28 protein-coding genes and 2 pseudogenes are annotated in these 26,615 nt (G+C 69.0%); 18 read left to right on the top strand and 12 right to left on the bottom strand.

Annotation, left to right across the window (positions count from 1 at the left end; all coding sequences use genetic code 11):
* Positions 1 to 383: 383 nt before the first annotated feature.
* From ABZ809_RS08685 to ABZ809_RS08675, 3 genes are read left to right on the top strand one after another with little or no spacing between them, the layout of a single operon-like run.
* Complete coding sequence (locus tag ABZ809_RS08685) at positions 384 to 1,217, top strand: CPBP family intramembrane glutamic endopeptidase (protein WP_357561856.1); 834 nt, start codon at positions 384 to 386, stop codon at positions 1,215 to 1,217.
* Positions 1,217 to 2,371 carry a histidine kinase gene (locus ABZ809_RS08680; protein ID WP_357561855.1) on the top strand — a complete coding sequence of 385 codons (1,155 nt, stop codon included), beginning with the start codon at positions 1,217 to 1,219 and terminating at the stop codon, positions 2,369 to 2,371. The genes ABZ809_RS08685 and ABZ809_RS08680 overlap by 1 nt, the downstream gene beginning before the upstream one ends.
* Complete coding sequence (locus tag ABZ809_RS08675) at positions 2,368 to 3,027, top strand: response regulator transcription factor (protein ID WP_357561854.1); 660 nt, start codon at positions 2,368 to 2,370, stop codon at positions 3,025 to 3,027. The genes ABZ809_RS08680 and ABZ809_RS08675 overlap by 4 nt, the downstream gene beginning before the upstream one ends.
* Positions 3,028 to 3,426: 399 nt before the next feature.
* On the opposite strand, the gene ABZ809_RS08670 is transcribed toward ABZ809_RS08675, so the two are convergent.
* On the bottom strand, positions 3,427 to 4,917 hold the full coding sequence (locus ABZ809_RS08670) for a PQQ-dependent sugar dehydrogenase (RefSeq protein WP_357561853.1): 1,491 nt from the start codon (positions 4,915 to 4,917) through the stop codon (positions 3,427 to 3,429).
* A 555-nt stretch (positions 4,918 to 5,472) separates the two neighbouring features.
* On the opposite strand from ABZ809_RS08670, the gene ABZ809_RS08665 reads away from it, so the two are divergent.
* Together ABZ809_RS08665 and ABZ809_RS08660 are read left to right on the top strand one after the other, a co-directional pair.
* A complete protein-coding gene (locus tag ABZ809_RS08665) occupies positions 5,473 to 5,901 on the top strand; it encodes a hypothetical protein (RefSeq protein WP_357561852.1) in 429 nt (142 codons plus the stop codon).
* Between the two features lie 69 nt (positions 5,902 to 5,970).
* A pseudogene (locus tag ABZ809_RS08660) lies at positions 5,971 to 6,372 on the top strand (transposase family protein); the annotation flags it as partial.
* A gap of 34 nt (positions 6,373 to 6,406) precedes the next feature.
* On the opposite strand, the gene ABZ809_RS08655 reads toward ABZ809_RS08660, so the two are convergent.
* Both ABZ809_RS08655 and ABZ809_RS08650 read right to left on the bottom strand, forming a co-directional pair.
* The gene (locus tag ABZ809_RS08655) at positions 6,407 to 6,760 is read right to left on the bottom strand and encodes a nuclear transport factor 2 family protein (RefSeq protein WP_357561851.1); all 354 of its coding nucleotides are present in this window, start codon (positions 6,758 to 6,760) and stop codon (positions 6,407 to 6,409) included.
* Between the two features lie 374 nt (positions 6,761 to 7,134).
* Positions 7,135 to 8,115 (bottom strand): DUF817 domain-containing protein, encoded by a 981-nt coding sequence (locus ABZ809_RS08650; RefSeq protein WP_357561850.1) that lies wholly within the window; start codon positions 8,113 to 8,115, stop codon positions 7,135 to 7,137.
* A 186-nt stretch (positions 8,116 to 8,301) separates the two neighbouring features.
* Between ABZ809_RS08650 and ABZ809_RS08645 the strand changes: the two genes are divergently transcribed.
* A complete protein-coding gene (locus ABZ809_RS08645; protein WP_357561849.1) occupies positions 8,302 to 8,616 on the top strand; it encodes a hypothetical protein in 315 nt (104 codons plus the stop codon).
* A 339-nt stretch (positions 8,617 to 8,955) separates the two neighbouring features.
* Here the strand turns inward: ABZ809_RS08645 and ABZ809_RS08640 are convergent, their stop codons facing one another.
* Positions 8,956 to 9,789, bottom strand: a complete 834-nt coding sequence (locus ABZ809_RS08640; RefSeq protein ID WP_357561848.1) for a phytanoyl-CoA dioxygenase family protein — start codon at positions 9,787 to 9,789, stop codon at positions 8,956 to 8,958.
* A gap of 110 nt (positions 9,790 to 9,899) precedes the next feature.
* On the opposite strand from ABZ809_RS08640, the gene ABZ809_RS08635 reads away from it, so the two are divergent.
* The 8 genes from ABZ809_RS08635 to ABZ809_RS08600 all read left to right on the top strand — a co-directional run bounded on the left by ABZ809_RS08635 (position 9,900) and on the right by ABZ809_RS08600 (position 16,578).
* Entirely contained in the window at positions 9,900 to 10,328 is a 429-nt protein-coding gene (locus tag ABZ809_RS08635; RefSeq protein ID WP_357561847.1) for a GyrI-like domain-containing protein, read from the top strand.
* A 105-nt stretch (positions 10,329 to 10,433) separates the two neighbouring features.
* On the top strand, positions 10,434 to 10,961 hold the full coding sequence (locus ABZ809_RS08630) for a hypothetical protein (protein WP_357561846.1): 528 nt from the start codon (positions 10,434 to 10,436) through the stop codon (positions 10,959 to 10,961).
* A gap of 286 nt (positions 10,962 to 11,247) precedes the next feature.
* Positions 11,248 to 12,696, top strand: coding sequence for a hypothetical protein (locus tag ABZ809_RS08625; protein WP_357561845.1), 1,449 nt, complete (start codon positions 11,248 to 11,250; stop codon positions 12,694 to 12,696).
* Between the two features lie 171 nt (positions 12,697 to 12,867).
* Positions 12,868 to 13,206 carry a hypothetical protein gene (locus tag ABZ809_RS08620; protein ID WP_357561844.1) on the top strand — a complete coding sequence of 113 codons (339 nt, stop codon included), beginning with the start codon at positions 12,868 to 12,870 and terminating at the stop codon, positions 13,204 to 13,206.
* Positions 13,164 to 13,967 carry a metallophosphoesterase gene (locus ABZ809_RS08615; protein WP_357561843.1) on the top strand — a complete coding sequence of 268 codons (804 nt, stop codon included), beginning with the start codon at positions 13,164 to 13,166 and terminating at the stop codon, positions 13,965 to 13,967. Before ABZ809_RS08620 ends, ABZ809_RS08615 begins: the two co-directional genes overlap by 43 nt.
* Positions 13,968 to 14,536: 569 nt before the next feature.
* Entirely contained in the window at positions 14,537 to 14,917 is a 381-nt protein-coding gene (locus ABZ809_RS08610; RefSeq protein ID WP_357561842.1) for an Mth938-like domain-containing protein, read from the top strand.
* A gap of 270 nt (positions 14,918 to 15,187) precedes the next feature.
* On the top strand, positions 15,188 to 15,925 hold the full coding sequence (locus ABZ809_RS08605; RefSeq protein WP_357561841.1) for a hypothetical protein: 738 nt from the start codon (positions 15,188 to 15,190) through the stop codon (positions 15,923 to 15,925).
* 446 nt (positions 15,926 to 16,371) lie between these two features.
* On the top strand, positions 16,372 to 16,578 hold the full coding sequence (locus ABZ809_RS08600; RefSeq protein WP_357561840.1) for a hypothetical protein: 207 nt from the start codon (positions 16,372 to 16,374) through the stop codon (positions 16,576 to 16,578).
* A 279-nt stretch (positions 16,579 to 16,857) separates the two neighbouring features.
* Here the strand turns inward: ABZ809_RS08600 and ABZ809_RS08595 are convergent, their stop codons facing one another.
* The 4 genes from ABZ809_RS08595 to ABZ809_RS08580 form a co-directional block, all read right to left on the bottom strand.
* On the bottom strand, positions 16,858 to 17,466 hold the full coding sequence (locus tag ABZ809_RS08595) for a polymorphic toxin-type HINT domain-containing protein (RefSeq protein WP_357561839.1): 609 nt from the start codon (positions 17,464 to 17,466) through the stop codon (positions 16,858 to 16,860).
* Positions 17,439 to 17,933 carry a hypothetical protein gene (locus ABZ809_RS08590; RefSeq protein WP_357561838.1) on the bottom strand — a complete coding sequence of 165 codons (495 nt, stop codon included), beginning with the start codon at positions 17,931 to 17,933 and terminating at the stop codon, positions 17,439 to 17,441. Before ABZ809_RS08590 ends, ABZ809_RS08595 begins: the two co-directional genes overlap by 28 nt.
* A gap of 145 nt (positions 17,934 to 18,078) precedes the next feature.
* Positions 18,079 to 18,666, bottom strand: coding sequence for a hypothetical protein (locus ABZ809_RS08585; protein ID WP_357561837.1), 588 nt, complete (start codon positions 18,664 to 18,666; stop codon positions 18,079 to 18,081).
* 77 nt (positions 18,667 to 18,743) lie between these two features.
* Positions 18,744 to 19,274 (bottom strand): hypothetical protein, encoded by a 531-nt coding sequence (locus ABZ809_RS08580; RefSeq protein ID WP_357561836.1) that lies wholly within the window; start codon positions 19,272 to 19,274, stop codon positions 18,744 to 18,746.
* 76 nt (positions 19,275 to 19,350) lie between these two features.
* Between ABZ809_RS08580 and ABZ809_RS08575 the strand changes: the two genes are divergently transcribed.
* A complete protein-coding gene (locus ABZ809_RS08575) occupies positions 19,351 to 19,857 on the top strand; it encodes a hypothetical protein (protein ID WP_357561835.1) in 507 nt (168 codons plus the stop codon).
* Positions 19,858 to 20,166: 309 nt separating this feature from the next.
* Here the strand turns inward: ABZ809_RS08575 and ABZ809_RS08570 are convergent, their stop codons facing one another.
* The 3 genes from ABZ809_RS08570 to ABZ809_RS08560 all read right to left on the bottom strand — a co-directional run bounded on the left by ABZ809_RS08570 (position 20,167) and on the right by ABZ809_RS08560 (position 23,478).
* Positions 20,167 to 21,312: a winged helix DNA-binding domain-containing protein gene (locus ABZ809_RS08570; RefSeq protein WP_357561834.1), complete on the bottom strand. Its 1,146-nt coding sequence runs from the start codon at positions 21,310 to 21,312 to the stop codon at positions 20,167 to 20,169.
* A gap of 57 nt (positions 21,313 to 21,369) precedes the next feature.
* Entirely contained in the window at positions 21,370 to 22,212 is an 843-nt protein-coding gene (locus ABZ809_RS08565; protein ID WP_357561833.1) for an NAD(P)H-binding protein, read from the bottom strand.
* Positions 22,213 to 22,275: 63 nt separating this feature from the next.
* Positions 22,276 to 23,478 carry an epoxide hydrolase family protein gene (locus ABZ809_RS08560; protein WP_357561832.1) on the bottom strand — a complete coding sequence of 401 codons (1,203 nt, stop codon included), beginning with the start codon at positions 23,476 to 23,478 and terminating at the stop codon, positions 22,276 to 22,278.
* Positions 23,479 to 23,541: 63 nt separating this feature from the next.
* Here ABZ809_RS08560 and ABZ809_RS08555 point away from each other — a divergent pair, with 63 nt between their 5' ends.
* The 3 genes from ABZ809_RS08555 (at position 23,542) to ABZ809_RS08545 (ending at position 26,472) form a co-directional block, all read left to right on the top strand.
* Complete coding sequence (locus ABZ809_RS08555) at positions 23,542 to 24,519, top strand: YafY family protein (protein WP_121686689.1); 978 nt, start codon at positions 23,542 to 23,544, stop codon at positions 24,517 to 24,519.
* Between the two features lie 293 nt (positions 24,520 to 24,812).
* Positions 24,813 to 25,259, top strand: coding sequence for a hypothetical protein (locus tag ABZ809_RS08550; protein ID WP_357561831.1), 447 nt, complete (start codon positions 24,813 to 24,815; stop codon positions 25,257 to 25,259).
* Between the two features lie 307 nt (positions 25,260 to 25,566).
* Positions 25,567 to 26,472 carry a DUF1152 domain-containing protein gene (locus ABZ809_RS08545; protein WP_357561830.1) on the top strand — a complete coding sequence of 302 codons (906 nt, stop codon included), beginning with the start codon at positions 25,567 to 25,569 and terminating at the stop codon, positions 26,470 to 26,472.
* Between the two features lie 29 nt (positions 26,473 to 26,501).
* On the opposite strand, the pseudogene ABZ809_RS08540 reads toward ABZ809_RS08545, so the two are convergent.
* Positions 26,502 to 26,615 (bottom strand): annotated as a pseudogene (locus ABZ809_RS08540) (YdeI/OmpD-associated family protein); the annotation flags it as partial.

Raw genomic sequence — 26,615 nt, 5'->3', positions numbered from 1 at the left:
CCCTGAGATCGCCGCACAGTGGCCGGACGGCCCCGACCCGCGTTACACCGTGCAGTACGCAGCGGCCGAAGCCCTGGCTGGCAAGCCCGACGCACCTCGGCTAGGGCCTGTGTCGAAGTCGGTGCCAGGGATTGAGCTGCTGGCTTGAGGATCTTCGCGGGTCGGTGGTCGAGATGTGACGAGGTCTCCGGTAGGTGGTTCAGCGAGCACCGCTACGGTGCGGGCAGTTGCACCGGTTCGGCGACCCGCCCATGGAACCACGCTTGTCCCCCGTGAGAGCTACCCGCAGGTGTCCACCGCGTGGTGACGATTCCCGGCCCGCGTATCCATAGCGTTCCAGGTGACCGCAGCACTCCGGCCGCGGACCTCTCGAAGGAATCATCATGCGCGTGTTGGAGCAGTTCCTGGCCGTCGGGGCGGTCAGTCTCGTCGGCGGCCAGGCCGTCATGGCGGTGCAGGGCAACCCCTGGCTCTGCCTGGGCATCGGAATGGCGACCGCCGTGGCCGCAGTCCTCGTGTACGGCTGGGTGGTGCGCCGTACCGAACGGCGCGAGGTCACGGAGCTGGCCCGGGACGGGGCCGCCGCCCGGATCGTCCGGGGGGCGCTGATCGGCTTCGGCATGTTCGCCGCCGTCATCGTCAACATCGCGTTCATGGGCGGCTACCACGTGCACGGCATGGGCTCGGTGACCGGCGCGGTGGGGCTGTTCGGATTCATGGCCGCTGCGGCCGTGACCGAGGAGTTGCTCTACCGGGGCCTGCTGTTCCGCCTCGTCGAGGAACGCCTCGGCACCTGGCTCTCGCTGCTGCTGAGCGGCGTGCTGTTCGGTCTGATGCACCTGCTCAACAAGGACGCCAGCCTGTGGGGCGCGACCGCCATCGCGATCCAGGCGGGCTTCATGCTCGCCGCCTGCTACGCCGCCACCCGCAACCTGTGGGTGCCGATCGGCCTGCACTTCGCCTGGAACTTCGCCGCCGCGGGCATCTTCAGCGTCGTGGTCTCCGGCAACGGCGGGTCAACGGGGCTGCTGGACGCCACGACCTCGGGCCCGACGCTGCTCAGCGGCGGCGACTTCGGGCCGGAGGGCAGCCTGTACGCGGTGGCGGCGGGGCTGGTGCTGACCGTCGTGTTCCTGTGGCAGGCCCACCGTCGCGGCCGCATCGTCCCGCGGCGCCGCGCGGTCGACGCCCCGGCGGCGCCCGTTACGGTTTCCTGATGGTCGACCTGCGGATGCTTCCGGACCTGTGGCGGCGCTGGCCCGTCACGGTCCGGGATCTCCCGCTGGCGCTGCTGATCGCCCTCGCCTCCGCGGTGCCGGCGCTACAGGACCACGGTACGCAGCTCGGCAACCTGCCCGGCCGTCCCTTCGACGCGCTGGCCGTGGTGGCGATCGCCCTGGAGTGCCTCCCGCTCGCCATCCGCCGGCGCTGGCCGGCGATCTCCCTCGTCCTGGTGTCGCTCGGCTTCGCCATCGATCAGTTGCGCGCCTACCACACAGTCGCGGGCGCCGCGCTGGCCATCGCGTTGGTGAGCGCGGGGGCCCACCTGGAACGTCGTCGGCGCCCCACCCTGGTCCTGGGCTCCGCCGTATACGTCGCGCTGGCCGTCACCCTCGACCGGTACGGGTCGACCGAGGGCGTGAGCGGTTTCCTCACGTTCTACCTGATGTTGGCCCTCGCCTGGGGCATCGGGGCCTGGCTGCGGCAGAGCCGGGCCGCCGAGGCCGAGCGTCGCCACCACGTCGCCACGACCGCCCGCGCCGCCGAACGCGCCCGCATCGCCAGCGAGCTGCACGACGTCGTGACCCACCATGTGACGGCGATGGTCGTGCAGGCCGAGGCAGCGCGCTACCTGACCGCTGCCCCGGACAGCCTCGACACCACCCTCACCGCCATCACCGACACCGGCCGTCGGGCCATCGCCGACCTGCGGATCCTGCTCGACCTGCTCAACCCCGACCACGGCGCCGACCCGCGCGTGCCGTCCGTCGGCGAATTGCACGCTCTCATCGAGCAGACCCGGCGGGCCGGGCAGCCGGTGGAGTTCACGCAGGAGGGCAGCCCGGCGGAGACGACCGGCGGCGCGGAAGTCGCCGCCTACCGGGTCGTGCAGGAGGCGCTGACGAATGCTCTGAAGTACGCCCAGGGCAGCCGCACCGCCGTGCACCTGCGGCACGGGGAAGGGGAGATCACAGTGGAGGTCAGCACCGACGGTTCGGGCTCACCCGCCGGAAGCCTGGGCGGGAGCGGACGCGGCCTGGCCGGGCTGCACGAACGGGTCACCGTGCTCGGCGGCGAGTTCAGCGCGGAACGCCGGGAGGGTGCCGGCTTCCTCGTCCGGGCCCGCATCCCCACCGGAAGCGCGTCGTGACCGCGCCGATCCGGGTGCTGGTCTGCGACGACCAGGCGCTGATCCGTACCGGCTTCGCGACGATCATCAACGCGCAGCCCGACCTGGAGGTGGTGGGCGAGTGCGGGGACGGGCGCGCGGCGGTCGACCTCGCCGGCCGGCTACGCCCGGACGTGGTGGTGATGGACGTACGGATGCCTGCGCTCGACGGCATCAAGGCGACCCGCCTGCTGGCCGGCGTCGGGGTGGCCCAGCCGGTCAAGGTGCTCGTGGTGACGACGTTCAACCTCGACGAGTACGTCTACGAGGCGCTGCGTGCCGGGGCGAGCGGGTTCCTGCTCAAGGACGCCCCGCCAGCGCAGCTGCTGCACGGCATCCGCACCGTCGCCAGCGGCGCCGCGCTGCTGGCACCCGAGGTGACCCGGCAGCTCGTGGGCAGGTACGCGGCGCGCATCCGCCCCGCCGAGGGCACGCCGGACCGGGTGGGACTGACCCCGCGCGAGTTGGACGTGCTGCGCCTGATCGCCGACGGCCTGTCCAACGGCGAGATCGCGGCCCGGCTGGTGATCAGTCAGGAGACCGTCAAGACGTACGTGTCGCGCATCCTCACCAAGCTCGACCTCCGCGACCGCGTGCAGGCGGTGGTGTACGCGTATCGCACCGGCCTGGTGACCTGAGCCTAGGTGTCACCGCCATCACCACAAACACGGCGAACGGGCGCGGCGTATCCACGGCCCACTTCAGGGGGTTCGACACCCAGCTTGTGAGCCTCCTACCGGAACTTGTGGGCCCCCACGCCCGCCCGCACTCGTATGACGGCGCTCTTGGGCAGGCAGCCACTCATGGGGTCGGGCTTCGCGCGCCCCCGCGGTGGGCGGCTCTCGAAACGGTCAGAGCGGGTGGGCAGCTACGGCCAGGCCCGAACGGCTGCCCGTACGGCGCGGATGCCAGCCAGGACGGAGTCGTGCCGATATCCGGTGGTCCTGATCATGACGGCGACCTCGAAGCCCATGCCACCATGCTGCCAACCAGGCCCGGCCCGGCGTCAGGCCGCCGGCCGACCCGTGCTCGCCCGGTCAGCCGAGTTGGCAGGTGACGCCGTTGAGCTGGAAGCCGGTGGGAAGCGGATTGGCAGTGCCGTGGGTGCCCTGGATTCCGAAGCTCACGGTGCCGCCCCGCGCGATCGCGCCGTTCCAGCTGACGTTGCGGGCGGTTACGGCGGTCCCGGCCTGGCTGACCTGGGCGTTCCAGGCGTTGGTGATCCGTTGGTCGGCGGTGAAGGACCAGGTCAGCGCCCATCCGCTGAGCGCGGGCCCCCGGTTGGTGACGCGCACCTCGGCGGTGAACCCGCCCGCCCACTGGTTCGGGATCCAGGAAACGAGGCAGTCGGTGGTCGGCGGCGGCGTGGTCGGCGGTGGCGTGGTCGGCGGTGGCGTGGTCGGCGGTGGCGTGGTCGGCGTGCCGCCGAGCGGCGGGAACCGCAGGACCCGGTCGTCGGCGGACGCTGGGGTGCCCCGCCCGTCACGGTTGCTGGTCGTCACCCACAGCCAGCCGTCCGGCCCGTACTCGACCGTCCGCAGCCGCCCGTACGTGCCGAGGAGCTCGGCGGCGGGGGTACCGACACCGCCGGCACCGTCCAGCGGGACGTTCCACAGCCGGGTGCCGCGCAACGCGGCGACAAAGAGCCGGTTCCCGGCGACCGCCGCCCCACTCGGCGACGCCTGCGCCGTCGGCCAGACCAGCAGCGGGTCCCGGAAGCGGGGATCGTTGCCGTCCCCCTCGACGATCGGCCAACCGTAGTTGCCGCCGGGCACGATCAGGTTGACCTCGTCCCAGCTGTTCTGCCCGAACTCGGTGGCGTGCAGCCGGCCCTGCGCGTCCCAGGCCAGCCCCTGCACGTTGCGGTGGCCCAGGCTGTAGACCAGGGAGCCGGGGGACGGGTTGTCGGGCGGAGCGGTGCCGTCCGGTCGCATCCGCAGGATCTTGCCGTTACGGCTCTGCGGATCCTGCGCACTGGACGTCTGACCGGCGTCGCCGACCCCCGCGTACAGCATGCCGTCGGGGCCGAAGGCAATTCGGCCACCGTTGTGGATGCTCGCCCGGCTGAGGCCGGTCAGGATCGGCTGCTGCGTCTGTGGGGCGCTCAACCGGAACCGTACGATCCGGTTGTCGGTGGCGGTGGTCAGGTAGACATAGACCCAACCGTCCTGGGGGTAGGCCGGCGAGACGGCGAGACCGAGCAGCCCGCCCTCTCCCCCGGCCGCCACCCCGGCGATCTGGGCCACCTGCTCGGACGGCTGTCCGGGGCGGATCCGCTGCACCTGGCCCGAGTTCCGCAACGCCACGAGGGCACTGCCGTCGGGCAGGAAGTCCATCCCCCACGGCACCGTCAGGCTGCTCCCGACGACCTGCGGGCGGGTGAAGTCGAAGTCACCGACAGCCCACGCACCGGGTGACCCACCGGAGACGGGGGCGTCGTGTCGCTCGGCAGCAACCGCGCCCGCACCGAGCACGGCCACCGCGATGCCCGCCGCCACAGCGGTCGAGATCATCGATCGGACTCGCATCGCGATCCTCCCATCGCCCCCGACCAATATACACATGCGTGAATGCATTGCGCCCTGAGGTGCCAGGGATCGGGCGCGGACGCGGGCTGACCGGACCGGTGCCACGACGAGCACCGTCGATGTTGCCGGAGCGGATCCGGTCGTGTTGCAATGGCAAACATCGCCGCAGCGCGGGGGCAACCGCGCTGGGAACGGCAGCACGGGAGCAGCAGTACCGGCAGCGCGCCGGTCTCACCGCCCTCGCGCGCCGCCTCGCCGGGCCACCACGACGACGGGTACGCCTTGGGCAACCGTCCCCGCTGTACGTGTCCCACCACGGCCGACCGCCCGAGATCCGACCCGCCAGAGGCATCCGGGCCGTCTGCCAACGCACCGGAAACGGCGACCAGACAAGAGGTGAGCATGCTCTCCCGACAGAGCTTCGCGGGATGGTACCGAAATCGATTCGTGTGGGTGGCGGCGATCCTGGCCTTGACGGCCAGCGCGGTCGTACTGACCAACTCGGTTGGATCGGAGGCCGAGCCGGCGGATCTGCGGACGCGGATCATGGCCCGCATGCGGAGCACGCTCGAACAGGTGGCCCCGGAGCAGCACCACCACGCTGGAGATCACGCACAGCACGCCACCACCGAGGGCGGGACGAGGCCGGCGGTGGTCTGCGGAGTCCGCGTCTACGGTCACGAGCCGGCGGAAGCCACCACCCTCGCCGGCGTGCGGACGGTGTACGGCTTCCACCTCTGCGGAATCGCCGAGCAGAAGCGTCCGTGGGACTGGGCCGTCAAGCTCGTCGGTCCGGTGATCATGGACATGACCACCGAGCCTGCCGGCATCCGGGTGGTCGAGGGGACTGCCGACGTCGCGTTCGTCGACCGGCTGCGCGAGATGTTCCCGCAGGAGTACGTGGAGCAGGCGCGCGAGGAGTCGCTGGCCGGGCCGGAGATGGCAGACCTGCGTCGCCGGTACGACGCCGCGGCCGGGCTCTGATCGGGCCAGGAGGACGGAACCGGCCCACCGGCAGGAACCGGAGGCCAGTCGCGGCCTCCCACCCGTAGCCTGAACCACCTCGCGGGCCTCATCCGCTGCCACCGTGACCAGCACAGGTCACGATGGCGGCGCCTCAATCACGGCCGGCAGGCGCTACTCGCCCTGGCCCACCTGTGTGACGGCGACACTCTGACCCGGCTGGCCTGCGGCTTCGAGATCGATGTCACCACGGCCTGGCGTTACGTCCGGGAGGCTGTCGACCTGCTCACCACCACCGCGGACGACCTTCACACCGCGATCGACCGGATCCGGCTGCTGGCCTACGCCATCCTCGACGGCACCCTGATCCCGATCGACCGGGTCGCCGACCAGAGGCCCTACTATTCGGGAAGACACCACCGTCGCGGCGTGAACGCCCAAGTCATCGCAGACCCGGCAGATCGTGCACTCCATCCTCGTCCTTCATTACCTCGAGAACCCGGTACACGGCAGTTGGAATGGCCGACTAGACCGGGACGAAGGTGGCGGCCAACACCCGCCAGTTGCCGTCCTCACGCACCCAAAGTCGGGTGTAGCGCAACCGCGCGGACATAGCGGCACCGCCCTGAACGGCTTCCACCGCGGCGACCAGGCGAGTCACCCCAGTCTGACCGTCTTCCTGGACATCGAGCGACTCCTCCACCAGGCTGGTGACTCGCAGTGCACCGGAGCGGTAGCTCTCCAGGTCGTCTTCCTTCGCAAAGACCGTGCCGTCCGGTCCGGCGCCCACGACCTGCGGGTGCAGTAGCGCGTCGAGGGACTCGACGTCGGCGGCGCGCTGGGCGGCTTGGAGTTGCCGTTCCGCGGTGAGGAGATCCATCCACCGATCCTCCGCAGCACGCCGCAACAAGACAAGCGGGTTCGCTCGCGGCAGAACGGCGACGTCAGCCCGGTAAGGCGTTCACGGCACAACCGAAGCTCGGCACGACCGTGGTCGGCCCAACTGAGAGGGTCTTCTGCCTTGCTCCGCGGCACGGAATCGTCGGTCCTGTCGCACCTGGACATGTGTCGGTGCCACGGGCGGTTCCAGCGCGAGCCTGCGCGCGATGTCCGCGGCAGTTGGAACCGCCAGGGTCCTACCGGAGCCTCCCCTCATGTCGACCCCTGTCCTGCCTCGCTCGTATGTCTCTCCTGACCAGCACCACCAGGATGGAAAGGGCCCGTTGTCACGGGGAGACCCACGGTGATTGAAGATCAGTCGGGGCCGCAGTGTCCACCGTCAACCGGCGCGGGACGTTCCGCCGGTCTTGCCGGCGCCGGTATCGGGTCGGGCGCTTCTCCCTCGGTCGGTCGGGGTGGCTGCTCGTCGTCGGGCGGTTGCGGCGGTGAGATCCAGGTGACCAGCACGACAGAAATGATCATCAGGAGGAACCAGGAGGCCAGCTTTGTCAACGACACCGGATGCCATCCGTCCGCCTGGCTCGGGTAGAGCCAGGCATTGGACCAGGTGGCGATGTTCTCCGCGAGCCAGATGAAGAAGGCGACGAGGACGAAAGCCAGCAGCAGAGGCATGCGCCACCGTGCCCGGAATATGCGGAAGTGCATGACACAGCGTCCGAACACGAGTGCGACGGCCGCGATGAGCAGCCACCGCACGTCGTGTACGTAGTGGTTGGCGAAGAAGTTCAGATAGATCGCGGTAGCAACCGCGGCCGTCGACCAGCGTTTCGGGTAGCGCGTGAAGCGCAGGTCGAACAGCCGGTTCACGCGCACCATGTAGGAGCCGACCGCGGCGTACATGAAGCCGCTGAACAGGGGCACGCCTCCGATCCGGAGCACACCGTCGGGCTCGTAGGCCCATGAGCCGATGTGGGTCTTGAACAGTTCCATGAGGGTGCCGACGAGGTGGAAAACGACGATCACTCGTAGCTCGCGCAGGGTCTCCAGGCGCCCCGCGAGCATCGCGAACTGGATGACGACGGCGGCGACAGTGAGGGCATCGTTGCGGGCGAGCGCGGCATCGTCCGGATACCACAGGTGCGCCGCGCAGATGACCGCGAGCATGGCGGCACCGAACACACACGCCCATGCCTGTTTGAGTCCGAAGGCCACGAACTCGGTCAGCCACCCGGCCGGCCCGTGACGTGGCAGCCGGGCCAGCGCGGCGCGGAGGCGGGCATCGATCGCGCGTTCGGCCGTGGTGAGCGTGGCTGTTGCGGCGGTGTCGTGTCGCATCGCCCGAGGTTAGGCCGCGTCTGACAATTCGACCGGTGCGGGCGAACCGTTGTTGGTACGGGCACGGCGGAACAGATCCGTGCTACGGGTAGCGCCGGACCGGATATGCGCGGTGGCGGACCTCCGGAGCTGCGTTGGGCGATGGCGCCAGCTGCATTCGTTCACGACCATCGATAGGATGACGCAATGACCGTTCGACGACTGCTACTACACACGACGGCGGCCTGCCTCGCGGCGACCGCACTGACGGCTCTCGTACCGGCCGGGACGGCGCAGGCGGCCTGCACGACGAGCAGCTTCACCGTCGTCTGGGACTACGCGGGCATCTATACCGCCCCCAACGAGTCGACCCTGTACGGCACCCGCCGCTACGGACAGGTCGTCACCGGCCCCACCGGCAACACCGCCAACGGCTGGACACTCACCTACGACTACTGGAACGGCCTGGCACTCTGGGCCTATATGAAGGACGCCGCGTTGCAGTACCGCGGCTGCGCCTGAAGCGGAACCGGCGAACCGGTCAACACAGGCAAGCAGAAGGCTCGCTCGCGAGCCGGGCAATCCCCATGCGGGTCTGCGCCCTGCATGACAGTCCCGGCAACCACCGCCGGCATGCATCACTGAAGTAACCCCAGCCCGGCCGGACCAGCCCGACCCGGACGAGCTCGCCCAGCCGGTCGGACAGCACCGACTCGCTGATCCCACGCTGGATGCCGGCCAGGATCCGCCACCGGGCTTGACCCCGGGCACGCCTTCTTCCGGCACCGCACCCTCATCGGCGCCCCGCCTTGGACCTCACCCTGACTGCCCGAGGTTTCCAACAAGACCGTGGCCAGGCACTCAGGAACGGACGGGGCAAGTCGCCCCGGCGCCGCGGTCGGTGCCGTCCCCGTCCGGACCGAGGGCGTCCTGTCCGAGACCCCGACGGATCGCGATCTCCACGGGTGAGTACGCGCCGTCGGCCCGCTCCAGTTCGTACGGTGCGGCCGGCATCAGCGGCGGTTGGGCCATGAGGCGAGGTCGCGCTCCGTGGTGCGGTTGCGCCGCGTGCACCAGGAACGGGTGGCACAGGAAGACGTCGCCCGGAGATCCGGTGGCGAGGGCGAGCGGCCGGTGCTCGGACGCCGCCACCAGGTCGGGCGCAATGGCTAGTCCGCTCGCTCCGTTCTCCCCGTACTTTTCCAGCACCTTCGGCACGTCGAGGTGCGAGCCGACCCGGATCCGGGTCGGGGCGTCCTTCTCCCCGACCTCACTGAACAGGAACAGCATCAGCAGCGCCCGGCCGCGGGAGCGCACGTTGGTGAAGTACCAGCTCTCGCCCTCCGGCAGATAGCTGCCCTCGATGTGCCAGCCCGCGTCGTCCGGCTCCTCTTCGTGCGGGAAGCGCAGCGGGAACGTGCCCAGCGAGTAGCGCGGCTCCCAGCGTCCCGCTCCGACGAGCAGGTCGTACGCGCGATGGAGGAACGGGGAGTTGGGGGCGGCGGCGAACGGTCCCTGCGCCATGCCGGGCACCCAGTGCACGGGCTGCGTCCACGTCGCTGGATCGTCCGGGTCGCAGCCCGTCGCCCGCCACAGCAGCCGCGCGCAGTCCGATGCCACGCGCGGCGCGACGGCGCCCTTCAGCTTCACGAAGCCGTCGCGAAGAAAGCGGGCCACCAAGGTCGTGTCATCCATGCCCCCATCGTGCGGCGGCGCCGGTCTCGATCGCCCGACACTTTCCGCGCGGCTTTTGTCGGGTGCTGCCCGGTGCGCTGCGACCAAGGTTGATTTCGGATGGAGGCTTGATGATCTTGGCACTCCGGCTGACCGTCAGAGGGAGCGAACACGTGGACGCCCGCATCGTCGACCATCCCGAGGTCCGACTCGTGGGGCACGCGGCCGCGTCCGGCTGGTGTATCAAGGCATCAACCCCACACATCCAGCGGCACAGCCCCGCACTGCCGGCGGAGGAGCACCTGCGCTTGAAGGCTCTCGGCAATACTGAGCCGAGCGGCCTGCTCGCGGTCAGCGACGACCTTGACCCCGACTACGCCGAGGGCAGCGAGCTGACCTACCTTCACGGGGTCGCCGTGTCCCCGGGTACGCCGGTCCCCACCGGTCTCGACTCATCGACGTTCCGGCCGGCAGGTGGGTGGGCATCCGGACCACCGGCCCGCATCCGCAGACCCTTGCTCATCGGCCAGTCCGGACGTCGCCTGCACTCCCCCGCGTGACGCTGCGTAGCGCACGGTCGCGGCCGATGAGTGCATCCGCACCGACCGGCAGGGGACTCATAATGCAGGTGGTGGATGCACGCGCCGTGAAGGGAGGACTGCCGGTTGTCGACGAGCGCTGACGAACTGTTCGCGGCACGTCTCGCCTTCCCGGTGGGCGACCGGGTGCGAGGCACAGTGAGTGCCGTCCCCATGGGCGCGGGACGGGCAGGGGTTCTGGTAGACCTTGACCAGCCGCCGCAAGGATGGGTCGACGTCCTACACCTGCCGGATGACCCGGCCGACTGGCCTCCGGTCGGCAAGGCTGGGCTCTTCGAGGTGGGGCAACACCGGCCCGGCCAGGTGCGGCTGTTTCCGTTGGATGCCGGGATGCGAGGTCGTGGGGCCCGCTTCTTGCGCTGGTCCGGTGAGGAATGGGCCGCGATCACCAGACGGTACCCCGAGGGTGAAGTTGTGGTGGGAACCGTCACCGACGTTTTCCCAGGCAACCGCGAGTACACAGTCAAGTTCGACGACTGCTGGTCGGCGGTCGAGTATGAGGACAATGCCCCGCCGGTCGGCTGGACCGGCTCATTCCGTGTGACCCGTCTGCTGGAGTGGACCCACCGAATCTTGCTAGCGCCAGCGAAGTAGCGATCGAGTAGCTGGGCAAAACAAGATCCGTCGGGCCGAGCGCCTCCGAGCTCCGGCGGGCTGGCTGACGCACTCGACTCGGCTACGACCGTGCACCGCCGTCCATGGACACCGGCTCCGCTCCGTGACGCACGGTCGGCGGCAGGAAGGACGATGGCTGTGATCGGTTCGTCAACGGCATGGACTTCTTGCCGCCGGGCGCGACGGGGAAGCTCAGTAGGATGCCCCCGGTGCGAGGTCGTACCGCTGGCCAAGTACGAGACCGACCGTTTCGTGGGGAGCCGTGGTGACCTCGGAAGTCACGCCACCCGCCATGGTTGCGGTGTTACGTGGTCTGGCGGCAAACGCCGCGTTGGACCTGGCATTGCTCCGGCCGTTGCTGGACAGCGTCGACCTGCTGACTCTGGTGGCGCTAGCCGAACGAGACGACCTGACCCGCGCAGCGGCCATGGCACTGGCTCGGCGGGCAGATCCGACGCTGCGACGGTCACTGGCGCGCAACCCAGTCGCCGCCATGCATGTGTGGTCCGTGCTGGTCGCCGATCCGGATCGGCAGGTACGTCACGCGCTGGCACAGGGCCACAGCCGCGACTTCCGGCCCACGGTGGACCTGCCATTGCCGGAGGCGGCCCAATGGGCGCTTGCCCACGACCCCGACGTCGAGGTGCGTCGCGCACTCGCGTACCGGCCCAATCCAGCGATGCGGGTGGGCCTGCACCTGGCAGCGCATCCCGCTGTCCTTGTCAGGCGGGCTGTTGCCCAGTCCTGGCGGCCGCTGCCGGAGTCGGTTGCACGAGCACTGTTGGCCGACTCGGACGCTGAGGTACGCCGCAGCGCCCTGCTCACCACGACGCCACCACCCGACCTCGTGGCCCAGTTGCTCGCCGATCCCGAGACCCGCCAGCAGGCAGCCGAGGAAGCGCCGCTGAATCCCGAGGATGCCGCCACCCTCGTCACCGATCCGGATCCGGCTGTCCGCGAGGCGGTGGCACGCAATCGACACACACCGCTCGCGATGGTACTGCGGTTGGGCCGGGACCCAGACGAGGACGTCCGCGCGGCAGCGATGCTGCACCCGGACCTGCCTGACGAGGCACGCGAGCAGATCGCGGCCAGCGTGGACATCCGCGATTACCACGTCGCCGACTGGCTTCGCCCACACCGTTCGACGCTCGCCGAGCGCCTGGGGTACGTCGACTCCCGGTTCGTCTTCTGCCGCCGAGCGGTGGCGTTTTCGTCAGACCTACCCACCTGGGCCGTCGCGAGGCTGGCCGCCGACGAGGACCACAGCGTGCGGCTCCTGCTAGCCGAGAACCATCCCGAGGCTCCCGCAGACATCCTCCCCGACCTCATCCGCCGTGCCGGCCATGCACGCTGGAACCTCGTCAAGCATCCCAACATGCCCTCACATGCTCTCGCCGGGTTCGCAGCCTCCGGCAGCGACGACCATCGCCGTGTCGCCGCGACCGGCCCGAACCTGCCAGCCGCCGTTGCCACCGCGCTGGCATCCCACGATGACCACACCACCCGCCGCCTCGTGGCAGCCAACCCGGCACTGCCGCTGCCAGAGATCATCAGGCTGCTCCACGATGCCGACTCGCAGCTGGCCGAAGCCGCCGCCCGCAACCCCCGTCTCCCGCCCAGACTCGCTCGGCAGCTCATCGCCAGCATCCGCTCAACGGCTACGTACCTACTGGTGCTACAACCGCAGCCCGGCCAGGCTTGGTCGGGGTGACCGGCGGGGGTGGCTCTCTCATCGGCTGCCCGCCGTGGTTTGGTGTGGCTCACTCATGGCATGTCTCCTGCCGGTCACCGTGGCGCAGAGACGCTCAAGAGGGGTTGCCCAGCTCGAAGTAGCACTGCCCTCCTCGCCGGATTCAGCCCGGTTTGTTCGAGGAGGACGACGGTGGGACGCGTCGTCATCGGCATGGATCCGCACAGGCGGTCCACGACCATCGAGATCAGCAACGACCGCGAGATGATCCTTGGTCAGGGTCGGTTAATCACCGACCGCGACGGCTACCAGGCCATGCTCAAGCTCGGCCGGCAGCACAAGGACCGGATCTGGACGGTGGAGGGCTGTAACGGGATCGGCCGGCACATCGCGCAACGTCTGAGGTCGCATCGGGCAGCGGCAGCCTGCCCCGCTGGACGCCAGAAAAACTCCGCGCTGTGGTGGTGGGGTGCGGCTACGGTGTCGACGTGCGCATCACCGGCCGTGGCGTCGAACCGGTCACCGAGGTGACCTACCAGCGGGCGCGGTCGGGCGGCGGCACCGAGACGGCCCGGCTGACGGTCGGGCGCCTGGGCGTCGAGGCATTACCCGCCGGCTGCGACGCGGTGCTGGTCACGGGGGATCTGCAGGGCGTGGCGCCGTCGCCGTGGGGCGGCCCGCCCGTGCTGCTGGGTGTCGCGCTGGCTGACTATCTGCCGGTGTGGGCCGAGCAGGGGCTCATCCCACCGTCGGAGCGCCTCGCCGTGGTCCTCGTCGGGGACCTGTACTCCACCGCCCACGCCGACCGGCGCGGCGCCTCCGGCGAGGTCGCCGACGTGTGGTGGGCGTTGGTCGCGGTCGGCTGCCGGCTGGTCGTCGGGGTGGCCGGCAACCACGACGTCATCGCCAGCGACCAGCTGGCCGAACTCGGCCCAGCCGCGGCGCTGCTGGACGGAGGCTGGATCGACCACGGCGGGATGCGCTTCGCCGGCGTCGGGAGCATCATCGGCGACCCGCTCCGGTCTGGCCGCCGCAGCGAACCCACCCAGCTGGCCCGCATCGGCGCCGCGCTCGCCGCCGATCCAGCCGTGCTCGTCCTGCACGAAGGCCCCCAGGGTGAGGGCAACGACCAGCCCGGCCATCCCGCGATCGGCGCCCATCTGCGCACCCAGGCGCCGGCCCTGACCGTGTGCGGGCACGTGCACTGGGAAACGCCCCTGGCCCGCCTCGGCGCCGGGCACGTGCTCAACGTCGACGGCCGGGCCATCCTGTTGACGCATCAACCTGACTGACGACCAGTCGCAGGTGACACGGCTACCACCGACCGTTCGCCAACTAACCGGGTACATCTGTCCAAACGGCCTGCCTGCTTTGAATCGCTGAAGCTCGCTCGGTGCCCAGCCGACACAGAGGATCAGGAAGTTGGCTACCTCGACCACTCCGATGCCAAGGGATCCTGCCAGCCGGCTCGCCATCCGAGATACTGGTGGCTGCCAAGGTCGGTCCACTGATCGAGAGACCCGCCGCAGGCCAGCACGACAGTCCGCGACGGCACCACTATCCGACCCAGTGCCACGGTCCTCGACGGGGAATCGTCGCTGCTGTTCATGCCTACCGATCATCACACCCCATGGGATCCTGGGGCATCCGCTCATCGGCACGACCGGAAGCCAAATTTGATCCGGTCCTCGTGGCACTGCGTAGCGCGCGGATCGCGGCACGTCCGGACGTTGGCGACCGGCACCAGACGTCACTGTCGATGACAAGCACCTAAGAGCACCTCGCGGCATGGGAGTGAGTTCTGACAGCCTGTACAGAACATGGCCGCGGCCGACGCGGCTCCGCTGAGCGAGGGGACGCCGTGTCCAACGAGACAACTCGGTCGCCACTCGTCCTGTCGATCTCGTGGGGTCGCATGGACGTCGAAAACTTGGGATTTGGTAAGGACTTCAAGCTCCACCCCGGGGGTGGCCGCCCGTGGGACTGGTCCGAAACCGGTACTCGCCACCGCCCCGGTATTCAGCCCGACGATGTCCACGAGCTTCTAGCTCACGGCGCCACGACCGTCGTACTGTCGCGTGGCATGCAACTGCAACTCCAGGTCGACCCACGCACCCTCAGCCTGCTCAACGAGCGCGGGGTCACCGTCCACATGGCCGAGACCACCGAGGCGGTCCAGATCTACAACAACCTCGCCACCAGTGGCAGCGCCGTCGCAGGCCTGTTCCACTCGACCTGCTGAACGCCACCACAGACACACGCTGGCAGCGGCAGATCAGTGCGAGCCCGCTGCAGTTCGCCGGCGGCGCGGACGAGCGCGCCGAGATCGTCGGTGAGCCCACTCCCGCAACGCGTAGAGCCGACGCTGCGGCGAAAGGGTGCTGTCACGGACGCGGCGCGCCTGCGCAGGAAAACTGGTCACGGAGCCAATGGTGGCCCTGTCCGACAGGCCGCACGAGCACGCGCCGGTGCCCGAAACCACGACGCAGGACGAGGCAGTACCCGTCGACGGGTGGCTATGCTGACCGCGATGGTGGAGGCTGCGAGCGGAGCCGCGCTGGGGCGGCTGTTGGCGCATCGGTGGCCCGAGGTCGCCGCGACAGCGGGCGCCCTGCGGCCGGAACTCGACACTCTGCTGACCGGTGGCGCGGCCAGTCCTTCGTTGGTGCGGCGGCTGGCGCCGATGCTCGGGTGGCACACGGCCGATCTCTTCGTGGTCGCCGGGCTCGATCTGCCGCAAGATCTGGTGCCTGCCAGCGGTACCGAGCCTTGGCATGTCGGGACGGTACTGGAAGACGCGGCCAAGCTGGCGCCGCAGTCGCTACGCCGGTTGCGCGAGTTCGTCCGGTCGCTACCCGAGCATCCGCCGGCCTGGCCGCCTGTACCGCCGCGCCACAGCTACCCGCTCGGGCCTGGCGAAATGATGTTGCGGCTACTGCGGAACCGCAACATCGGGCCCTACAGCCCAAAGGTGTTGTACCGGATCGGCGACGGGCCGATGGTGCCCTACGCCACGATGGCGATGTTGGGACCCGGCCGCACGCGGCTGACGCCGCAATACGTGACGGCGTTCGCCACCGTCCTGGGTATTCCTGACGACGACTTGGCTGCCGTCGCCGGAGTTGCTGCGGCCACCGATCCACGTCTGCACCGCGACCGCGTTGAACTTGCCCGGTTGGCCTGGGAGGCCCGGCGGTTGACCAGCGAGCAACTGTCTGAGGTGCTCGACGTCGCCTGCCGTCAGCGGTAGCTAAGTCCGCAACGATCCCACCGCCGTTCGATCAGCCCGGAACTAGACCAGATGCCCAACGGTCAGGATGCACCGGCATGGTCACGGAAACAGGATCACTCTGAACGGCCACAGCCGATGCACTGGCATCGACAGTTCCGGGCGTGGCCGGCTCGGGGTGCCGCCCGCCACGGAGTTTGACGACTCCAGGCTGGCTGGCGCGCACGAACGGCGGCAGATCCGGGTGCCACGGCGTACGTTTCTTGGCGGCGTAGAGGCGCGGGGAGAGATTGATTAGGGCCGCCGCGTTCGCAGGCACGGGAAGTCACGTTCGGTTGTTCCCGGCGTGCCTTATCGCTCACGAGTCTGGCGCCTCATACCTATGACCCTGTCTCGTCGGTGCACCGGATGACAGCCTTGGCCACGGGCTTGGGTGGTCGCCAGTTCACACGGCTACCTCGCCAGAAGTGGTCGCAATCGGCTTCGGTCTCGGACTTGAGCTCGTCAAGATGGGCGTAGAAGGCTTGCTCAGCTTGGCTGAGGCCTTTGCCCTTCATCTGCTCCCTCAAGTCATCGAGCCTCTCCTGGATTTGCCACAAAGCGATGCCGGCGGCCGCACTGAACCCGCGCCGGAATTGTTCGTCACCGTGGTAGCTCATCGTCTCTTGAACTGAGTCGCGGACGGAGTCCATAATAAACTGTCCTGCTTTCCGGATACGCCCCGCACGCGCCTCCGTACACGAACCCGATCCGGGTCAGTACGCGTTGCGCCTCCATGGTTGTGAACGTTGCGCGCTCCCATCCAGTGACATTCCCGAGGACCTGTTTCGGCGGGAACATCTGCCCGTTGACCTCGACCATGTGCGCTTCGCCGCACCAATAGCACGTAGCCTGACCGCCATTTCTTGCCTGATTTTGAGCAACCACGATCCGGCGACCAGCAGGCGTGAATTTCATGCCGGGTCGAGTGCCTGGCGCGCCGCCAACCTTCCGAGGGTGCTTGCAGTCGCACGGCTGACCGGCGGCATTCTTGCCAGTTTTGCAGTTGTGGACGAGGGTCGTACGGCCTCGACCTGGACGTAGGTGCCGGCTGAGGTGCGTAGCCACTGTCCGGGCTTGAGGTCCTTGGCGTCGATCCACTCGCCGAGGTCGGAGACCCAGAAGGGGTGACCGTCGGTGGCGATGACGGAGCCGGAGTCGTCGCCGGTGGTGCCATCGGTGTCGACGGTGACCTCGACGAGGTTCTTGTAGCCGTCGCCGACGATCAGTGCGACGACCTTACGGGATTCGGTCTTCCCGATCTCCGGGGCCAACGCCGACTGGCTCACCGTGTTCCAGTTGCCGACGTACGCCCCGGACCTCAACCCGCAGGAGGGCATTGGTCGCTCGTCAAGCGCGATATCGGCAACCTGGCCGCCGCCGACCTCGGCCAGGTCACCCGCGCCGTGCAGCGCAAGCTCAAGATGCTCCAGCACCGGCCGGAGGTCATCGACGGCTGCCTGGCGGCACGGGCCTGACCCTGTCGGCGTGATCGTCAGAAGAAGCCGAAGAAGCGAGCCCACCAGGTGGGCCGCTGAACATGCGAGGGCAGTCGGCTCGGCCCGTCGTAGTCGCTCTCCAACAGTTCCTCGGCAACCACTACATAGCCGAGCCCAACCAACGCCCGGTTGACCTTGGCAAGGTCAGCGCCGTCCAACTCGCCCTCGGCCTGAGCTTCCTCCGTTCCGAGGAAGGCACCGGGGTTGTCCGCGCAGACCAGCGCCAGTGAGCCGAATTTGCTCACGCAGACGACGATCCGGGTTCCGCATACGGTCGCGTCAGCCGGCACGACGACGCGTCCGTACTCGCTGGAGTCCTGAGTGTCCTGCTCATCCGTGCAGCGAGCTGCGAAGTCGCCTTCAAGTCGGGTCAGCAGACCACCGAAGCGGGCTGCGGTCTGGCCACGGTCGTAGTGCTGCGGCCACTCCAGCCATTCCGGATCATCAAGCTCGCGCAGCAACGCCAGCAGAACCGCTTCGCTCTCGACCATGCGCTCATCTTGCCGAGGCGAGGATGTAGTTGGGGTGGCGGTCGAGGCTCTTGCGGGCTCGGTCGTAGCGCATGGTGGTTCTCGGCGGCGTGCCGATCTATCTGCCGGCCGTGGGTGTTGCGCAGGGATCGGCCCGCCGGTGCGCTCATCGACGGCCCCGGTCAATGGCTCGGGCGACCGCGGGTGGCAGCGGGACAAGAACGACCCTGCCACCCTTGCCGCGCACGCGCCGGACCCGGTGCCCGTGTTCCTCGCCCAGGTCGGCGGTGTTCGAACCGCAGGCTTCGAAGATCCACAAGCCGAGCAGGCCCAAGAGCGCGACCGGGGCGAAGTCGGTCGGGTTGACCGACAGCCGGGCGGTAGTGATCAGAGCTTCGAACTGCAGGTGCCCGAGTCCGAGGGTCGACGACTCGGACGGCACCGTGGGTCGACGGACGTGATCGGCTGGCGAGTGCTTCGACCCCACCACGACCGACAGGCGCCGCGAAACCGGTGAGGGCTGGTACCGGCGGACGTCTTGCAGCCAGCGCACGTACCGCTCGATGTCCACCCGCGCCGCAGCCAAAGGGTCAAGACGGTGGTCGGTGCACCAGTGCAGGAAGACTCGCAGGTCGAACTCGGTATGGACGCGAGTCTGCCCGCGGTAGCGGCCCAGGAAGGCCGACACTGGAGCGCGCACAACGAGTTGGTCGGCAGGTACGACCTTGAAAGCCGAAGCAGGAGAGACAGCCATACATCACCGTGCGTCACCACCGGCGATTAACACCAGCCCACCCGTAGCGGCAGATCAAGTACGCGCGCTGGGAGAGGTCAGACAACCGGCGTCTGCTCCAATCGGTCCAGTGCCACATAGGCTTCTCGAAGCCGGTCAGTCACGTCGACTGCGCCTTCGAGGCCTGCACGGATCTGCCCCACGGTGATTCGGTGACCGGCGACCCACGAGCTCGCTCGGGCGGCTCCCTTGACTTGGTCGGCCGGAACCTCGACAGCTTGATCGATGTTGTAGGTGACGCTGTTCAGAATGACGAAAACGCAGGCATCGAAGCTCCAGCTCCGAAACGGCGAGTAAACATGGGTACGTCCGCCGCCGGGCTCGATGACGCGGCACTTGACCTGCAGCAAGGTGCCGTCTTCCGCACGAACGTCCCAGCTCTTCTCCGATTGCGGCGCGAGTTGGCCTCGATAGGCCTTTGCGACGACGGACTCGGCCAGGTCACCAGCAGGGGCGTTGCGCGACCTGACAACGCCACGTTGGATCAGCTCAGTGAGGATCCGAGAGTAGAGCCCGAGCAGTTGCCGGATGCTCAGCGATCGGAGATCAGGATCGGTAGCTGCGTGCACGGCGTGACGGTACCCGGACGCGTACGAATACGCCTCGCGGACCCGCTCGGCGGCAGATCAGTGCGAGCATTGGTGCATGCCAGGACCAGCAACGTCGATCGCCAACGTTCCGTTGCATGACGTGCTCCCCAGGCACTACGTGGCGGCGGAGGACGACCTGCGAAGACTGGCACACAAGTTGGACACCCACCACTCGGCCGCCAACCGCACCGCATGGCACTGGTATCCAGAGCACGCCGACTGTCCGCCGGTGTCCTCCGAACGCAACTATCTGCTCCTCGTCGACACGACGATCACGTTGATCAACACGGGCGACGATTGGCTCGAACTGACGCTCGACATCGCGTGGCGGCCGAAGCTCACCGTGAACGCGGCGGTCGAAGTAGCCTGCTGGTGCCCGCAGAACCACAACATGCACCAGGTCCGTGAGGCGCACTGGCAGGTTGCGGGCCGTCACGACCTAGCCGATGCGTTTACTGCCAGCACCGCGATGTTGACGGACGTCCTAAACTCGGGCCCATTCGACCCGTGCGCCTGGCGAGTCTGGGCCGGTCTACCGCATGCGCCCGCAGCCAGGCAGTGACCAGCGTCATCTCATCGGCTACGACAGCGCACTGCGCCGGGCGCGGCCAACGCGCGGACAGCGGCAGATGTGCGCACGTGATCTTGGCTGACCGGCGCGTTCAGGGGCTGGAGCGGTGCGGTCCGCTTCGACTTGCGCGGGAGCAGTGACCTTTGGCGACCCGAGGCATCGCCGCGTCGGCAGGGCGTGTGTCCATACGCACCAGCGGGAGACTCCGACGGACGTACGGACGGTGAGGAAGGTGCCAGCGGCGCAGCCCGCTCGGCTGTGAGCGGGCGTCGGTGGAAGGCGCGCATGAGCACGGTTCTATCACTGCTGACCGGTTTCCTCGCCGGTCACCTTGTCCTCGGAGCCGACGGACGGGGCCGTGCCGTCGCGGAGGTCGTGGGCGGCGCCGGGCACGGCGAACTCCAGCAGCCGGGCGCCTTCGGCCTCGATCTCGGCGCGCTCGATGGCGGTCAGCGGCCGGAACGGGTCGATCTCCAGAGTCGCTGACGCCTTGCCTGGATGGAGCTTCCAGGCGCCCGTCACCTGCCCGTCCACGAGGAAGGTGGCGCGCATCCCGTTGCGCGTCATGACCCGTTTGCGGGCCTCCTCTGAGATCACGCGGGTGCGGTCGGTATGGGAGGCCAGGAGGTTGTCGTATTCGGGCAGGAAGCGAACCGGCGCGCGGGCGTCGGCGTCGGGGCGTGGCGCATCCGGGAGGTCGAACAGCTCCACCCCGTGCTCGTCGCGGAAGACCGCCAGCCGTGGCCGCAGCCTCTCCAGGACGGGCCGCAGCCGGGTTCGGCCGGCCCACGTCTGCACGTCGGCGACCGACGCCGGGCCGAACGCGGCGAGGTAGCGCAGCACGATGTGTTCGGAGTCGGCGGCGGAGGCGGGCTCGGCTCCGGTCCAGCAGGCCGCCGTCGCGTACCGGGTGGTGCCGCCGACGCCCCAGACGGCGCGTGGCGGCACCTGCACCAGCGGTACCAGGTTCCGCACCACGGTGGCGAGTGCGCGGGGCTCGCGATCGGGCCACCGCTCGTGCAGCGCCGCGCCGAGTTCCTTGGGGGTGAGGTGTCGTGCGCCGAGCAGTGCCCGGCCCGACTCCGCCACGGCCGCACGGTCCAGACCGGTCAGGATCGTCTTGAACGCGGTGTCCAGCTCACGGTCGAGCGCGGGCTGCGCCCATGGTCGCAACGAGCGGTAGTCCGCCGTGGTGACCAGGTGGACGGTGCTGCGCATCAGCGCGACCCGCGCCAGGCGGCGCTTGGTCAGCGCGTCCGTCAGGTCGGCAGTGCCGAACTTCCGCAATCTGCTCCAGAGCCCGAAGTAGGGCGCGTAGGGCGCCTGCGCCTGCATGCCGACCAGCCGGGTGACCGCCTCCTCGGCGGTCGCGTCGGCCCGTTCCAGCAGCATCTGACGGGCCAGCAGGGCTCGCCCCAGCTCCCGTCGCCGCAGCACCTGTGCCACCGTGCCGTCCTTTCCATCGTATGGCAGGGGCGGCGGATGCCGCCCCTGCCTCGTCGATCAGCCGCCGAAGTCGGCCCGGTGATCCGCGGCCCACCGAGCGTAGGTACGCGCGGGGTGCCCGGTGATCTGCTCGATGACGTCGTTGACCGGCGCGGGCCTGCCGACCGCCTGCGCCATGAGACCGAACAGCGCCGCCAGGAACTCGGGGTCCATGAACTGGCTCATCTGCTCCAGCACGGGCTCCGGGTCGAGGTCCTCGACGGTGAGCGGGCGCCCCAACGTCTCGCCGAGGATGCGGACCTGCTGCGCCTGGGTCAGCGACTCGGGGCCGGTCAGGTCGTAGGCCCGTCCCGCTTGCCCGCCGCCGGTCAGGATCCGCGCGGCCACCTCGGCGACGTCCCTCTCGTGCGCGGCGCTGAACGCGGCTTCGGCGTACGGCGCGCGAATGACGTCACCGCCCTGGAGCTGCATCGCGAACGTCAACGAGTTGATGGCGGGGAAGAGTAGCCGCAGGAACGTCCACTCGATCCCAGACGCCTCGATGGCCTGCTCGACGTCGCGGTGGTACTGGGCGATCACGTCGGGCTGCCGCTCGGCGCCCGGGACGATCGCCCCCGAGGACAGGAACACCAGCCGCCGCACCCCGGCCCGCCCCGCGGCCGCCAGTAGCGGAGCGACATCCATCCCGTGCTGCAGAACCAGGAAGGCGGCTTCGACGCCGGCCAGCGCCGCTGGCAGCGTCTCGGGCTTGGTCAGATCGCCCTGGACGACGTCGACTTCCGCCGGGAGCCCGGCCTGTTCCGGGGTACGGGTCAGCGCCCGTACCGGCGCACCCGCGGCGACCAGCTCTTCTACTGCCTGACGTCCGAACTGAGCCGTGGCACCAATGACGAGATACATGCGGGTTTCCCTTCGTGTGAAGACTGGGGGGTCTGATGGGGTCCGCCTACAACCGGCGGCGGATCAGCGAACCTTGCGGAAGAACTGCTGGATGTCGTGGACGAGCAGATCGGGCGCGTCGTGGGCGGCGAAGTGGCTGCCCCGGTCGTAGACGTTCCAGGAGACGATGTTTTCGTGGTCGCGGTCGGCGAACGTCCGGATCGACTGGTAGTCCCAGGCGAAGTTGGCCAGGCCGAGGGGCACGGTGGTCGGTTTCGGCACGGTGGTCGGTTTCGGCACGGTGGTGCCCCGGCCGTTCGACTTCTGCTGTACGGGGGCCGCCGCCGCGTCCTCGTAGTAGAACCGGGCGGCTGAGGCGGCTGTGTTGGTCAGCCAGTAGATCATCACGTTCGTGAGCACGTAATCCGGGTCGAGCGAAGCGCCGAGCAGCTGCGCGTTCCAGCCCAGCAGGCCGGCCGGGGAGTCGGCTAGAGCGTGCGCCAGATTCTGCGGCTCGGTGGACTGGAGCTTGTCGTACGCGCCCCGGTTCTGGGTGAACCACTCGGCGAACGCGAGCTTGCCGCGCTCCTCCTCGGAGAGGCCGGCCAGTTCGGCGGGGTCGCCCGACGGGAACGAGAAGACCTGTGTCACGTGCACGCCGCAGACGTGCTCAGGATCGACCCGGCCCACCTCGGGCGAGATCAGCGATCCGCCGTCGTTGCCGGCCGCGCCGTACCGGTCGTAGCCGAGCCGCTGCATCAGCTCGGCCCAGGCCCGGGCCACCCGGTACCGGTCCCAGCCGCGCTCCCGGGTCCACCCGGAGAAGCCGAAACCCGGCACCGACGGAATGACCAGGTGGAACGCGTCCGCCGGGTCGCCGCCGTGCGTTCGTGGCTCGGTGAGCGGGCCGATCACATCCAGCCACTCGACCACCGAGGTCGGCCAACCGTGGGTCAGTATCAGCGGCGTCGCGTCCGGCTCCGGCGACCGCACGTGCAGGAAGTGGATGTTCTGGCCGTCGATCTCGGTGGTGAACTGCGGGTACGCGTTCAGCCTCGCCTCCCAGGCCCGCCAGTCGTACCCGGTGCGCCACCGCTCGACCAGCTGCCTCACGTAGCCCACCGGGACGCCGTACTCCCAACCGGGCGGCACCGGACCAGCCGGCGCCGACTCGTCCGCGGGCAGTTCCTCCGCCCACCGAGTGCGGGCCAGCCGCTGCTGGAGATCGTCGAGCTCGGCCTGGGGGATGTCGATCCGGAACGGTGCGATCGTGCTGTCGTTCGTCATGGTCATCAGCGTAGGAAAGAATTAGGCAAGAACCGTTCCTAATAACCTGGCATACTGCGAAGAATGTTGGAAACCGCGGCGCGGCTGCTGCGCCTGCTCTCGCTACTCCAGACACCCCGCGAGTGGACCGGCGCCGAACTGGCCGAACGGCTGTCGGTCAGCACCCGGACCGTTCGCAACGACGTGGACCGCCTGCGGAACCTCGGCTATCCGGTGCACGGCAGCCGGGGCGCGGTGGGCGGCTACCGACTCGGCGCCGGGGCCACGCTGCCGCCGCTGCTGCTCGACGACGAGGAAGCGGTCGCGGTGGCGATCGGGCTGCGCACTGCCGCCGGGGGCACGATCACCGGGGTCGAGGAGACCTCATTGCGCGCGCTGGCCAAGCTGGAGCAGGTGCTACCGGCGCGACTCCAGCGTCGCGTTGACGCCCTCAAGCGGTACGCCGTCGTGGTGCCGCGGGACGACCTGGGCCCGCGGGTGGACGCGGACAGGCTGAGTGTCCTCGCCGCAGCCTGCCGGGACCACGAGCGCCTGCGATTCGGCTACCGAAGCCACGACGGCTCCGAGAGCCGGCGCGAGGTGGAACCGTACCGGCTGGTCAACTGGGGACGACGGTGGTATCTCGTCGGGTTCGACGTCGAGCGGGCCGACTGGCGAACGTTCCGGGTGGACCGGCTCCACCCACGTACCCCGACGGGCCCCCGATTCATCCCCCGCGATCTCCCCGAGGAAGCCGTCGACCAGGTACGCCGGGGCGTGTCGTCGGCCGCATGGCGGTACCGGGCCCAGGTCGTCGTACACGCACCGGCCGAACAGCTCATCGAGCAAATCAACGCCGCCATCGGCACCATCACCCCGGTCGACGACACCCACTGTCTGCTGGACACCGGCGCGGACAGCATCGAGGCGCTCGCCGTCCACCTCGGCCTGCTCGGCGTCGACTTCACCGTGACGGAACCCGCGGAACTCGTCGAACTCGTGCGTACGCTCGCCGGCCGCTACCACCGCGCCACCACCGAACCGCGTCCGCAGGACACCTAGGCCAGGGCCGCCTCGGACCGCCCGGCACGACCCATCTTCACCATCAAGGTCGCACGGATTACCGCAGACCGACAGGACGATCCGCACACCCGAGGCATGCACTCTTCTCGGCAGTTCCGGTGTTGGTCGGCTCGGGTGCTGCTCGTCACGGAGTATGACGGCTCCAGGCTGGCTGCCGCGCACGGACGGCGGCATGAGCGGGTGACCGCCGATGCCGGGCGCGCTCTCACAGGCGCACTGAGCCTGCCGGGCGCGGGCTTTCGAGGTTGATGTCGAGCGTGTACGTTGCGCCGATGAGTCGACAGGACCGAGTTTCGACCGCCTCATTCGGCGGTCGCGTAGTGGTGTCGGCGCACTTGCTGTTGCTGGTGATGTATCTGATCGGCAGCTTCGGTGTGCTGCTCGTAGCCGCACTGCGCGTCAGGGATCTCCCGGCTGTGCTGGACCCGAGGGTGGATCGGTTGGGCGATCCGAAGGATTCACTTCCGCCGGTCGGCCCGGACTCGGCGTGGAACCCGCTGCTCTGGGTGTTCGAGCTTGGCCGGGTGCTGGCGATGTTCGTCTACCCGCTCGCTTTCGTGACCATGGTCCTCGGGGTGGCAACCCTTATCCGAGCCTGGCGGGTCGGCGACCGGAAAGCATTTGGCTGGCTCGTTGTCAGCACGGGAGTGTGGTCCGCCCTGGCGGCGCTCGCCCCGACTCCGTACGGCACGCAGCTACACGTCTGGTTGCTCGACTGAGCCTGACGGCCCACTGCGACCGACCATGCGACTCACGGTCAGGTCAGGTCAGGACAGCAGCAGGTCGAACCGTCGTCCCATCCCGAACTCTGGCGCCCCGCCGTCAGTGACCATCGCGAACGCCCCGGCCGGCACGCCGCCGAATGCCGCTACGCCGGAGGCAGCAGCCAGCAGACCAGCCTCGCTCCAACTCGGCCAGGAAGTCCTCCACCTGGTCGACCCAGGGAAACGGATAGACGCCGGGCGCGACACCCAGGGCCGGGGCCAGCGAAGTATCCTCATCGCCGGAGCGGGCGGGGGGTTCGACGTGTACGCCGGCCTGCCCTTGGCGTTCGCCCTGTGGCGCGGCGGCGCACAGGTGCACCTGGCCAGCCTGTCCTTCTCCGAACTCGAGTTGATCGACCGGGACGCGTGGGTGACGGAGCACGTCGCGGCGGTGCGACCCGACACCACCAGCCCGGACTGGTACTTCCCCGAACGGACGCTCGCCCGGTGGCTGGCAACCCAGGAACTGCCGTCGACCGTGTACGCCTTCCCGCCGCTCGGGGTCCAGCCGCTACGGGCGGCGTACCAGCACCTGATCGAACAGCTCGACATCGATGCGGTGGTGCTTGTCGATGGCGGCACCGACATCCTGCTGCGCGGCGACGAAAGCGATCTCGGCACGCCGGTGGAGGACATCACCAGCCTGGCCGCCGCGGCCGCGCTGGACGTGCCGGTCAAGCTGGTGACCAGTCTCGGTTTCGGCATCGACGCCTACGACGGCGTCAACCACGTCCAGGTGCTGGAGAACCTCGCCGCACTCGACCGCGACGGCGGCTACCTCGGTCCCCTGTCCATCCCCGGTTCCAGCCGGGAAGCGACGCTGTACCGCGACGCTGTCGCCGACGCCCAGGCCGCCACCCCGGACCGGCCGAGCATCGTCCAAGGACAGATCGCCGCCGCCACCAGCGGCGCGTTCGGAGACATCCGGTTCACCCGGCGCACCGGCGGCGGCGACCTGTTCGTCAACCCGCTCATGGCGATCTACTTCACCGTCGACCTCGACAAACTCGCCGCCCGATGCCTGTACCTCGACCGCATCGAGAACACCATCGGCAGACGACAGGTCATCACGCGCATCCAGACGTTCCGCGACGAACTCCTCGGCGCACGCATCCCCCGCGCGTTCCCCACTGAACGCCCGGACGGCGGCAGAGATGAGTGCACATGATCATGAAGATGTCGATTACGGCGAGTTCGGGGCTTGGCCTTCTGCGGGTAGATCGTCTCGTGGCGGGCCAGCATGGCGACGAACTCGCCGATCTTCCGCTCGCGGGTCTGTGCCCGTTTGACGGCGTTGACGCGGTGGATGAG

Origin of the sequence: Micromonospora sp. NPDC047074 (assembly GCF_040643815.1) — a bacterium.
GTDB lineage: Bacteria > Actinomycetota > Actinomycetes > Mycobacteriales > Micromonosporaceae > Micromonospora.
This window is presented reverse-complemented; position numbering and strand designations above follow the sequence as displayed.